The sequence below is a fragment of the Methylomicrobium agile genome (assembly GCF_000733855.1).
Lineage (GTDB): Bacteria > Pseudomonadota > Gammaproteobacteria > Methylococcales > Methylomonadaceae > Methylomicrobium > Methylomicrobium agile.
In genome coordinates this window covers 2,693,750-2,706,064 of record NZ_JPOJ01000001.1, presented here as the reverse complement: position 1 = coordinate 2,706,064, position 12,315 = coordinate 2,693,750, and the positions used below count along the sequence as shown (strand labels likewise).

7 protein-coding genes are annotated in these 12,315 nt (G+C 53.7%); 4 read left to right on the top strand and 3 right to left on the bottom strand.

Going from position 1 to position 12,315, the window contains the following annotated elements; translation table 11 throughout:
* Nucleotides 1-7 precede the first annotated feature (7 nt).
* Complete coding sequence (locus tag CC94_RS0112855) at nucleotides 8-934, bottom strand: Rpn family recombination-promoting nuclease/putative transposase (RefSeq protein ID WP_031431149.1); 927 nt, start codon at nucleotides 932-934, stop codon at nucleotides 8-10.
* Nucleotides 935-1,916: 982 nt separating this feature from the next.
* Between CC94_RS0112855 and CC94_RS0112850 the strand changes: the two genes are divergently transcribed.
* The 3 genes from CC94_RS0112850 to CC94_RS0112840 all read left to right on the top strand — a co-directional run bounded on the left by CC94_RS0112850 (nucleotide 1,917) and on the right by CC94_RS0112840 (nucleotide 5,371).
* On the top strand, nucleotides 1,917-3,416 hold the full coding sequence (locus tag CC94_RS0112850) for a hypothetical protein (protein WP_005370386.1): 1,500 nt from the start codon (nucleotides 1,917-1,919) through the stop codon (nucleotides 3,414-3,416).
* A 450-nt stretch (nucleotides 3,417-3,866) separates the two neighbouring features.
* The gene (locus tag CC94_RS21560) at nucleotides 3,867-4,148 is read left to right on the top strand and encodes a hypothetical protein (protein ID WP_051040325.1); all 282 of its coding nucleotides are present in this window, start codon (nucleotides 3,867-3,869) and stop codon (nucleotides 4,146-4,148) included.
* 14 nt (nucleotides 4,149-4,162) lie between these two features.
* Complete coding sequence (locus CC94_RS0112840) at nucleotides 4,163-5,371, top strand: porin (protein WP_005370385.1); 1,209 nt, start codon at nucleotides 4,163-4,165, stop codon at nucleotides 5,369-5,371.
* 54 nt (nucleotides 5,372-5,425) lie between these two features.
* Here the strand turns inward: CC94_RS0112840 and CC94_RS0112835 are convergent, their stop codons facing one another.
* Entirely contained in the window at nucleotides 5,426-8,278 is a 2,853-nt protein-coding gene (locus CC94_RS0112835) for an EAL domain-containing protein (RefSeq protein WP_031431145.1), read from the bottom strand.
* Nucleotides 8,279-8,309: 31 nt separating this feature from the next.
* Nucleotides 8,310-9,131 carry a PEP-CTERM/exosortase system-associated acyltransferase gene (locus CC94_RS0112830; protein ID WP_245549472.1) on the bottom strand — a complete coding sequence of 274 codons (822 nt, stop codon included), beginning with the start codon at nucleotides 9,129-9,131 and terminating at the stop codon, nucleotides 8,310-8,312.
* Between the two features lie 579 nt (nucleotides 9,132-9,710).
* On the opposite strand from CC94_RS0112830, the gene CC94_RS0112820 reads away from it, so the two are divergent.
* Nucleotides 9,711-11,852, top strand: coding sequence for a sodium-translocating pyrophosphatase (locus tag CC94_RS0112820; protein WP_005370380.1), 2,142 nt, complete (start codon nucleotides 9,711-9,713; stop codon nucleotides 11,850-11,852).
* Nucleotides 11,853-12,315: the final 463 nt, after the last annotated feature.

The following is a 12,315-nucleotide window of genomic DNA, read 5'->3' as shown; positions in this document are numbered from 1 at the left end:
TACTCGGCTACAGATTTTGAACGATTTGTTGAATGTCCGGCTTGGATAAGCCGGTGAGGTTGGCGATGGCGTCTTGATCCATCCCGGAGGCATGCAGCTTGAGAGCGATTTGTTTTTTGGCTTCATATAAACCTTCCTCTTTGCCTTCCGCTCGGCCTTGCTCTTTGCCTTCCGCTCGGCCTTCTTCCCTGCCTTTCGCTTTGCCCAACTCCAAGCCTTTATCCATTGCCGAAGCAATCTTGCTCTCCACCTCGGCCAACGCCTGCATGCGTACTTCGTAAATTTTGCGTTCGTCTTCGTCGAACATGCGGTCCACCGCGCTGACCGCTTTGACGATCGCTCGGTCTTCCGCCAATTCTTTCGGGATTTTGTGTTTGTCCAACTGGTGCGCCTTGGTCAAAAACGTGCTCCAGCGGTCCAGCGCGGTCACGATTTGCGCGCCGGTTTTGGTGAATTTTCTGAGTTCGATGTAATGCAGTTCGAACACGTCGTGCAATTTGTCGTCCTTGCCGGTTGCGGTATTGATGATTTTGTAGATGTTGTGGAATTCGTCGATGTCCGGCACGAAATTGAAATCCAGGATGTTGATGCTGATGGTTTTTTTCAGTTCCTTGAACATCATGCCTTCGCTGAGCTGTTCGGTGACCAGCTTGGCCCAGTAATAGATCGCGCGTTTGTCGAAATAATAATCCTCGCTGATTTGCATTTCGATGTTGTACCAACGGCCTTTTTCACTCTTGGCCTTGATGTCGAGGATCGAGATTTTGCCGGCCTGATAGTCGGCCAAATTGTACGGATTTTTCAGTTCGATGTCCGCGACCCGGTCTTCTTCGGACACGATCGCGTTAATCAACGACATCAACAGGTCTTTGTTTTCTTCGCTGCCGAACAGCTTTTTAAAGGCGAAGTCGACGCGCGGGTTGATGATGCACATGGGTATGACTCGTTAAGGCGGGGCAAGGTTGTCATTATCGCGTTCGCCCGGCTGAAAGGCAACTGGTCGTGCAGCCGCGTACACCTAACGCCGGACAGGGCATAGCCGGGTAGGTCGGGCACGCTTTTTGTGCCCGGCTTTTCAATGCCCAATAGGTCCGTGGATGGATCATTGTAACCGCGACGCATAATGGCCAACCCAGCGTCGGGCAACGATGGAGCTGTTGCCCGACCTACCCGACCTACCCGACTGACGCTGCATCGAGGCGACTTGTCGTTAACCACGCCAAGCGTTATGAAGCCGGGTAGGTCGGGCACGCTTTTTGTGCCCGACTTTTCAACGCCCAATGGGTCCGTGGAGGGATCATTGTAACCGCGGCGCATAATGGCCAACCCAGCGTCGGGCAACGATGGAGCTGTTGCCCGACCTACCCGACTGACGCTGCATCGCGGCGACTTGCCGTTAACCACGCCAAGCGTTATGAAGCCGGGTAGGTCGGGCACGCTTTTTGTGCCCGACTTTTCAATGCCCAATGGGTCCGTGGAGGGATCATTGTAACCGCGACGCATAATGGCCAACCCAGCGTCGGGCAACGATGGAGCTGTTGCCCGACCTACCCGACTGACGCTGCATCGAGGCGACTTGCCGTTAACCACGCCAAGCGTTATGAAGAGCACAGTTGTAGGGCGTTTTCGCGATAGCAAAACGCCAACAGGCTTCAAAGCGATGGCGGATTGCCTGGCGGCGAATCCGCCCTACAAAAGGCTCAGAAGTAGAATGATTGCAAGGCTGCGCGGGCGGAATAAATACCCCGCTCCCGCCCGGTGTGCAGTCATAAAAAATATATTTTTGATAGCGTTTGCCGATTGCGAATTCAGAGCTGTGCTATGCTTTTCTCATCCATTATCTCCATTTGGCTTTGTTAACCGGCGGTACCGCTGCCGTGTTTTACACTTGAGTCACTCCCATTGCAGAGCGCCTTATGCAGAAATTCCACCCGTTGCCATTTGAAACCACCACGGCCTCCATCGGCAGCTGGCTGCTTTCCCTCGATCGAGTGGTTCCCGCCGAGAAAATCAATTTGCTCAGCGGGGTATTGAATGAATTGGCGAAATCCCCTATCGAAAAAAGCGCCTTGTTTCTGACCCTGGACAAGCTGACCGAAACCGTTTTGCTGTTATCCAAATTATTGGAGCACCATGCCAGAAAGTCGGCCGACTCGCCGGATAAAGCCCAAAAGCGGATGGCCGCCGCGATCAAATTGCCGAGAAAATTGAGCTTCGCCTATGCGCAATTAGCGCGTGAAAACACCCTCCCCCGCTCCCAACAAGCGGTTTGCGCGTATAGAGCGATGCAGATTTTGTCGCTGCTAAATAAGCGCAATACTTTGTTTTATGCCGCTCAGGATTTGACGATCTGGAAAAAATTCGCGAATTTGTATCTGCTGGCGGAAACGAATCAATGGCTGATGCTGAAATTCGATGACCGAATTCCGGGAATGCCCCATTATCCGACGATCGACGCGCTCGTAAAGCATGCGCTGCTCTTCCATTCGTGCCATCCTTGCCGGTACGACGGCACGGCGATAACGGCCATTTTTGACGCTACCGCGAAATTAGCCGAATATGTTCGGCTGGACCCCGGCTCATCGGATTTTGCCCTCTGCCATTGGCGGCCCGACGCGCTGCTTCCTCCCGATTGCATGGATTCGGAAATTCCCGCGAAACGGGTAGTATCGCTGCATACCGGCAAGTTGACGGATTTTCTCGAAAACCATCCGGATCAGGCGGCAAAATTCGCAGCTTACCCCGGCCTCCTGCCCCGCTTGACCGCTTATCATGAAATCCGCCGCTCGCTCGACCCGCTGCATTCCAGGACCTGCGGCTTGATTGTCGGAAGCGCACAAGCCCGGAAGTTTTTAAATATCCTGATCAGCCGCCACCGGGTCATGGAACTCAGCGGCATTCATGAAAGCCATCAGGCTGTAACCCGTCTGGAGCTGATACCGCTGGAGTTCAGAAGTAATCCGGCATCGCTGTCGTCGAAGATTCTGGCTGACTTCAAAAATGTCTCGGCAAGTCAATCCGCGCTGTTCCCTACCAAAGACAGCGCGTTTTGGGTCACCAAAACCGCCAATCTCAAGTGTTCGCAGGACGAACCGGCGATTCTTGTCCAGGAAAGGAAGCCGCCCTGTTTCGCCTTGATACGCCATATCCGGCCGGACAGCAACATCAAGTTTAAAAATCTTTTGCTGGAGAAAATCGACGGAGACGTTTATCCGGTCGAGTTAGGAAAAATTCATGGATTCATTGTCATTCGCCAGAAAAACGTGCGCGCCGAGCTTTTTCTGCCTCCGGCCAGCCGGTACGGAAATACCGCAGTGCTGGCGATCGGCCGGGGAATTATCGATGCTTCGCTCCGGATAGAGAAATTTATCGAATCGAATATGCATTTTGCTCGCTATGAAGTCAGCTTCTGCTGAACCTGGCCTACAAGCCGGCCCGGCCGGTGCAGAAATTCCGGTTTCAAACCGGAGCCGCAATAGAGTCATGTTCCTCACGGCGAAGTAATCGGTATATTGACGCCGAAAGGCTATAATATACCTCCTTTTCCGGTTAGACTTTCTCGGACAATGGGAGTTTTTTCTCGCCTTCCGCTTTATGAATGGAAAAAACTCTCCATATTTCTACTAGACTTGTAGATTTTTATTCTTGTAAGGCATTAAGGAAGTCGAATTGAAAAGGCAGGTTCCCCTCTCAAAAATTACAAGAAGCCGGGTTGCCCTCGCTATTTTGTTGTGCCTTTGGATAGAGAGGGGATATCCGGAATCTGTTCCGAATAAAGTCAGCCCTGACAGCGTTTATATCATTATCAATTCGGCCAATTTTCAACGGCAAATCAGCCAAACCGGTTTGAATGCCATATTTATAATATGCGTTTGAGACACTGGAGCGATGGTTCTCCGATTACGGTTTACGTACTGCAGGATGAAGATCCGCTGCATAAAACCTTTTGCAAACAGAAATTACGCGTATTTCCCCATCAGATACGCCGCGGCTGGAACAGGCTGGTTTTCAGCGGCACGGGACAGGCCCCGTTAGTGGTCGAAACGAAAGAGGAGATGTTGAAACAAGTCATGGAAACGCCCGGGGCAGTAGGCTACTTGAGCGGTAAGGATTTGACCTCAGCCGTCAAAATATTGGAAATTCAATAGGAAGATAGGCCTTTATGCACTATTCGCCAATACACTTCAAGCATGACTTGTTCTTCGCGTGCTCCTGCATCGCCGCGTTAGCATTCAGTGCATCCACCGCCGCGCAAAACTTGAACATCAACAAATGGTTGCCCGATTCGGTACAGGTGCACGGTTTTCTGTCGCAGGGCTTCATTCATACGAGCAACAACAATTTTTTCGGCCATTCCAAGGACTCGCTTTCGACCGATTTTCGCGAACTGGGCGTTAACGGTTCGTGGAGCGCATTGCCCGATTTGCAATTAGCGCTGCAGGTGGTCTGGCGGGACGCGGGGCAAACGGATGAAGACGGTTTTCGCATCGATTACGGCCTGGCCAACTATAATCTGTTGTCCACCGAATCCTCGCAGCTGGCGATACGCGCCGGCCGAGTACCGACACCGCTCGGTTTTTACAATGAAACCCGCGACGTCGCGTCGACCCGGCCGAGCATTTTCTTGCCGCAATCGATTTATTTCGATCGCAACAGAAATCTGGCGCTGTCCGCCGATGGAGGCTATCTGTATGGCGAGCACCGCACCGACTTCGGAGATTTTTCGTTCAACTTCGGGCTGATCATCCCCCGCACCGACGACCCGGAATTCATGAATACGATTTTGAGAAGGGAATCGGGTGCTTTGGAAGGCGATACTTCCTGGATCGCCCGCTTGGGTTACGAAGCGCCTGACAAGGGAGTCCGCCTGGCAGTAACTTATGCAGAATTCCTTAGCGATTTCCATTCTTCGCAGCAGCCGTCGAACGAAGGCTCATTCCATTTCAGCCCCTTGATCTTGTCGGCCCAGTACAACGCCGAAAAATGGTCTTTGACTGCAGAATATGCGTTGCGCCGCACCCGCCTGGATTACTTCCAACACTCGGACATCGGTTTTACCGGCCAGAGTTATTATCTCCAAGGCACTTACCGTTTCACCGACAAGCTGGAAGGACTCATCCGCTACGACGAATTGGTATGGGATCTTGACGATCAATACGGCTATCGGTATCCCGCGCCGTTGGGCCCCTCCTTTTCCCGCTATGCTCGGGACTGGACGTTCGGCCTGCGTTATGAAATTCTGCCTTCCTTGCTGGCGAGCGCCGAATACCATCACATCAACGGTACCGGCTGGCTGCCGCGTTTGGAAAATCCGCAGCAAGAGGCTCAACGCTGGGATATGTATGCCTTCATGCTTTCGTATAATTTTTGAGAATACGGCATCACTCCGACAAGACCAGCCAGGTTTTAAAAACCTGGCTGGTCTTCACCCGGAAACCGTCACATTTTCCATATGAAACTCGGGATACGGCATGGCTTTGCCGATGCCGTAGCCTTGCGCGTAATCGATGCCCATACCCGCCAGCATATTCAGAATATCCTGATTCTCGACGAACTCGGCAATCGTCTTGATGCCCATCCCTTGCCCTACGCTGTTGATCGCTTTCACGAACAATTGATCTTCACGGCAGTACAAAATATTCTTGATGAATGAGCCGTCGATCTTCAAATAATTGACCGGCAACTGTTTCAAGTAACTCATCGACGAGAAGCCGACGCCGAAATCGTCCAACGCAAAACTGCCGCCGATTCCCTCGATTTGCAAAATCAAATCATGGGCCGCCTGCAGCCTGGTTACCGCCTGCGTTTCGGTCACTTCAAAGATAAAGTGCTTGGCATCCAGGCGGTAACGCTGCAAATACCGGCTAATCACCGAAAAAGCCCCCGGATTGGACAACATTTCGGCGGACAGATTGATCGACAGCTTGATATCGAGGCCTTGTTTCAATAACTCGGCCTGTTTGCTGAACGCCAGTTCGATCACGCGCTGGTCGATTTGATAGATCAGCCCGGTTTGTTCGGCCACCGTGATAAACTGGGCGGGGTGAACGATCTCGCCCCCTTCCCCGACCATTCTGAGCAGACACTCGTAGTGCGTAATCGTGCGGTCGGCAATGCGCATGATCGGCTGGTAATAGAGTACGAAGCGGTTTTCTTCGAGCGCTTTTTCGATTTTGGCCTTCCAGGTGACCCGGCTCTTGATTTCGTTCCGGTTGATATCGGCATGATTGGCCAGCCGCCAACTGCCCCGGCTTTCCTCCTTCGCCCGATACATCGCGATATCCGCCGAGGCGAGCAGGTCATGCGCGCTGCAGTCCCCTTCCGGAAACATCAAGAGGCCGGCACTGACCGAAACCCGATGCTGCTCGCTGCCGACATCGATCACGACCGCCGCCATTTCGCTGCACAATTTCTGCGCCAGCTCCTCGGCCTGTTTTTGATCGACGTCGATGGCCAGAATGATGAATTCGTCGCCGCCGAAGCGCGCGACGATATCCGCTTTGCGCGTAATGTGGAGCAGTTTCTCGGCCACCTTGATCAAGAGTTCATCGCCGACCTGATGGCCGCTGCTGTCGTTGATGTATTTGAATTGATCGATATCGAAGAATACGATCGCGGACGTATGATTTTGGCGAATCGCCAGGTTGATCGCGTGTTCGAGCTCTTTCTCGAACTTGGGGCGGTTGTAAAGGCCGGTCAAAAGATCGTGTTCGGCCAGCCAGGTCAGGCGGTTCTCCGATTTTTTGCGTTCGGTCAGATCGAGGCCGACCACCAGGATTTCATGCGCGGATTCGGCATTCAGCTCTTCGATGAACAGCGGCGACAAATACCACGAAAGATAGAGTTCGGAACCGTCCGCCGCAAAAATCGGGCACTCGAACTGTAGATTCTTGCTCTGCGTCCGTTCGAAAACGCCGTTCGGCGTGCGTACCAGATCGGAAGCCTCGGCGGTGAAAAACAGCTCGGAAAATTGTTTGCCGACCAGATCGCTTGCCGTGTAACCGGTCAATTGCTCGGTAAATTTATTGAGGGTGCGTATCGTGCCGTTATTATCGATGGTCAGAATGATCACCTGCGCCGTGTTGAGCATGTTGTCGATGAAGTTTTTCTCGATCAAAAGCTCCTTCGCCTGATTGAACAATTCCTGAGTGCGCTGATTGACTTGATTATCGAGCGCCTGCAATGTGCCGATGAGTTCATGCGCCGCGCTTTCCAGTACATCGATTTCGTCCTTCAGGAAAGCGTGTTTGGGCGGCAGGATTTGTTTCCCGACATCGCGGTACTGTTTTTTCGCGATCAAAGGGAACACATTGACCAGGCTTTTGAGGCGCCGCGTCGGTCCGATCAACAAAAACAGCAAGACACCGCCGGATAATAAAAGGCTCGACAGCCCGCTCAGCGCATACAGGGCGGTCGCCTTTTTGACGCTGTCCAGCGAATCGCTGACATCTTCGATGATCAACAATCGGGTTTTATGGCTGGTTTCAAACGGCAGCGAAATCAAATCGTAGGTTTTTCCGCCGATTTCGAAAACGGCCGATCCTTGCGGCAATTCCTCGGGATAGCGTTTGCTGATTTCCCTCAGCAATGCCGAGTTTTTTTTAACCTCGGTCATCGCAATCACATTCATCGCCCAAGGCTCCAGCCGTAGAATGCCGAGATTCTCGCCCGGCGAATGCCGGGTCAGAATAGCCGCATCCAGGCCGATCACATTTTTCAATTTCAATACGGTATCGGCCAAATCGACGCCGAAAATGAAAATGCCGAGAAAATCGCCGTCGTGCAAAAACGGGGTCGCGCGAAAATGAATGCAGTGATCCTTGCACAAAATATAATCGTACGCGGTTTCGTTTTTGGCCGTCAGATTGACCCACTCGTCGAACTGCTTTTGATAAGCGCCTCCCCAGTTGCCAAGCATTTTTGCATCCTTGGTAAACAGAAAAACCGAAGTGATCTGCGACTCCAGTTCGATTTGCGGCCAATTCCGGTCGATCGTCCGCTTGATGGCTTTCAATACCTTGTTCGGCGACATCGAAGAATCCAGCAGCCCCGGAATCAGCCAGCCGATATCGATCCGGTCATTCTTGACCTGTTCCAGAATGGCTCCAAATGCCTGGGAGTAAGCGTGATGCAAGCGCGCCCTTTCCTGTTCGTAATTTTTGTTCAGTGTAAATTGTCCGAACAGCACCACGGCGCCGGAAGAGAGGAAGGTAACGAAGCTGACGGAGAGGATGGCTTTCCAGACAAGGCTCAGAAAACGTTGTGTTTTTCTTTCCATAAAGGGAGGATAGGGAGCGTTCGGGCGATAGCTAGTCGATCAGCTCAGATTGTATCGCATCGTAAAGCGCCTGGTAATCGGGACTTAGATTTTTGTAGATAAGTTCTGGGAAAATCAGATACGGCGCACGCAGACCGAAATAATCCGCCGCCTCCCCGATCCGGCTCAAACCGACACCGAACCGCATCAGCAGCCTCGCAAGACGCGGCTCCATCAAGGCGACCCCATAATCGAGTTTTTCTTCCAACATTAAAATCGCTGTCGCAAATATCAGGCAGACCGGCAGGTAATTGATCGGAAATCGTTTATTACTCTGATCCTCGGAAGATTCCTCGTTTCCGAGATCGTAGCTCTTATCGCTTTTCCGGCGCCGGAAGGATGAAAGAATCAGCATTCTGGAGACTTCGCCGGTTTTTCCGCTTCTGATGTCGTGGACTGGCGCCCGGCTGAAATCGAACGGGTTGGGATAGGTTTTTTCAATCGGCAGCGTTTTCGTAGGACTGGCGTCTAGCGGAACCAATCTGACGTTGCCGATGGGTTGACCGCTCGGTTTATGATAAAGCAGCGTATGAATCGAACAAGCATCCCATAAATCGGTTTCTAAACGTTCCTTGCTTAACGCATCGTTCGCGATCATATTTTGCTCTTCAAAATAAACGCGATAGCGTATGTTAAAAGCGATTTTCTTCATTTCAGGGCTCGAGGCCTTGACCATGCAGAAATATTTTTTGTAATGCGACACAAGACTTAAATTACAATCCATTGAATCACCTCGGCTGAACAGGGCAGCACAATTTATAATTGCAGGACTTTGCTGATTTTGATCGAACCGCAGGCTTGCCCTCAGTGGCACTGCACCGGAACCATGGCAATTTCATGCTCCCTAAGTACCTGCACAGGTTCAGGCAGACCAGCAAATCGAAGGCACCCGGTATATTCTTCACCCTGACATGAACCCTCGGAAAAAGCAGACGTATAGGCTAACGACCGCGCAACTGCACTCATGACGCAAGAGGCACGCCGTCGGTCATCTGCCCGGCTGTTTTCATTCCGGTGCATCCAAAGGCGATGGTATCTGAAAGAAGGCATTCATAATCATAATGCACTCCGTCTGAAATTTAAAAGAAAATCACAATCGTGAATTTTTGATTGTGGTTGTTTTAACTTTTCAGTAACCTACCTTCGCTTAAGTAACGGCCGAATATCCGGCCCGCGATCATCACGGGATAATGAACGCGGACGAAGCCGGGCAGGAGCGGGGCAATGCGTTGCTCCATCCTAACGGGCGTAAGGATGAGACGTTTTGAGGAACTTTTACCCTGCCGATCAGGAGCGGGGACCCTACAAACGTTTTTTTCGTCCGTGCCGGCAAAAGCACCGGCCGCTTACCAAGCCATAATCAATAACAATAACTAAAAAACTAGGAGGAACGGTGTTAAGCGCATCGCTGGCGATAGTTATCGCATTACTGACGGGTCTTTTGGGCGTAGTTTACGTCTTGTGGCAATTCAAAATCATTCTCGGCTACGACCGCGGCAATGCCACGATGCAAGCCATCGCCGAAGCTATCCAGGAGGGGGCTTCGGCTTTTCTCAACCGGGAATACCGGGTTCTGGCCGTCTTCGTCGTGATCGTGGCCTTGGTCATTTCATCCTTTTTACACTGGCAGACGGCGCTGTGCTTCATCGTCGGCGCCATCGCCTCCGCCGCCGCGGGTTATCTGGGCATGTACGTCGCGGTGCGGGCCAACGTCAGAACCGCCGCAGCCGCCAGCCGAAGCCTGCACGAAGGCCTCAGGGTCGCGTTCGGCAGCGGCGCGATCATGGGCATGTCGGTGGTCAGCTTCAGCCTGATCGGCATGGCATCGCTTTACTTGATCTTCAACGGCGATCCGAACCAGATGACCTACGTGACCGGTTTCGGCTTCGGCGCCAGCAGCATCGCTCTGTTCGCGCGGGTCGGCGGCGGTATCTTCACCAAGGCGGCCGACGTCGGCGCGGACCTGGTCGGCAAGGTCGAGAAAGGCATACCCGAGGACGACCCGCGCAATCCGGCCGTGATAGCCGATAACGTCGGCGACAACGTGGGCGATGTCGCCGGCATGGGCGCCGACTTGTTCGAAAGCTACAGCGGCTCGATCATCGCGGCCGCGACCCTCGGCGCGACGCTCGGCGGGGACAAAGCCGCCGCCTTTATCGGCCTGCCGTTCCTGGTAGCAGCGGTCGGCATTGTCGCCAGCCTGTTCGGAATCTACATGGTGACCGGCGAGGAGAAAAATGCGAACGAAGCAACTACCAGGATCTATCCCGGCTATTCCTTATGGATTCGCTACAGCCATCATTTACGCCACTTCGTCGCGAAAATCGACGAAAACGCTTCGCTCGAAGATCTGCTGGCGGCGTTGCGCCGTTCAGTCTGGGCCGCATCGGCAGCCATCCTGGCACTCAGCTTGACGACCGTCCTGATTTCCGGCGCCAGCATCAATTACTGGCTGGTGATCCTGGTCGGCCTGGTCGCCGGCAACGGCATCGCCTATGCGACCGAATATTTCACTTCTTACACCGATAAACCGACCCTCATGATCGCGCACGCGACCCAGACCGGCCCCGCGACGACGATCATTCAGGGCATGGCGGTCGGGATGTTGAGTACCTTGCTGCCGGTACTGATCGCCGCGTTCGCGATCCTGATGAGCATCTGGCTCGGCTTCAAGGCCGACGGCACGATCGCCGCCGGCCTGTACGCGGTAGCCTTGTCCGGGGTCGGCATGCTCAGCACGCTCGGGGTGACGCTCGCGACCGACGCTTACGGCCCGGTCGCCGACAATGCCGGCGGGATCGCCGAAATGGCGCATCTGCCGAGCGAAGTCCGCCACCGCACCGATGCGCTCGACAGCCTCGGCAACACCACCGCGGCCACCGGAAAAGGCTTCGCGATCGGCTCGGCGGTGCTGACGGCGCTGGCGCTTTTAGCCGCCTATGTCTCCGCCGCGAAAATCGAGAGCCTGAACATTCTCGGCCCGACCATGCTGCCCGGCATTCTGATCGGCGCGATGATGCCTTATCTGTTTTCCGCGCTGACGATGATGGCGGTCGGCAAGGCCGCGCACGCGATCGTGATGGAAGTGCGGCGACAGTTTCACGAAATTCCGGGCCTGATGGAAGGCAAGGCGCAGCCCGACTATAAGTCCTGCGTGGGCATCAGTACGGAAGGCGCGCTGAAGGAAATGATCCTGCCGGGCGCGCTGGCGGTTGTCGTGCCGCTCGTCGTCGGCCATGTGCTCGGCAAGGAAGCTCTCGCCGGCCTCCTGATCGGCACGATGAGTTCCGGCTTTCTGCTCGCGGTGATGATGGCGAATGCGGGCGGCGCCTGGGACAACGCGAAGAAATGGATCGAAACCGGACAATACGGCGGCAAAGGCTCGGATGCGCATAAAGCCGCGGTCGTCGGCGACACCGTCGGCGACCCGTTCAAGGACACCAGCGGCCCGTCGCTGAATATCCTGATCAAGCTGATGACGATCGTCAGTCTGGTGTTCGCGACTTCGTTCGGATCGGGGTGGCTGAGTTTCTAAGGCATTTTCATATCGCGTGTAGGGAAGTCCTCACCTTCTGAAGGGTGCCCTGCCGTTGCCCCGTAGGGTACGCTGTGCGTACCTTTTGACATTGAGGGTACGCACAGCGTACCCTACGGGCTGAACCCGTAAGATACAGGTGCCGGACGGGATATTTATGCCGTCCGCAACGTTTAAAGAGGGACGGACAGGTGAGGATGATTTTATGTCTGGAGCACAAAGCTGGCTTTGTTACTCCGTTTCGTCATTTGCAAAGCCAGCGTTGCAACGCCTCGGGGCTAAGCTTAACGGCATGGGTTATAAACCCCATCCCGCTCGGAGCTATTTTCTGTAGGGTACGCTGTGCGTACCATTGGGGGTGAAAAGGTACGCACAGCGTACCCTACAAAATCTTACGGACGGCGCCTATGGCCGGAGGAAACAAAAAAGGGCCTTCCGGCCCTTTTTGCAAACCGAAGCGGAA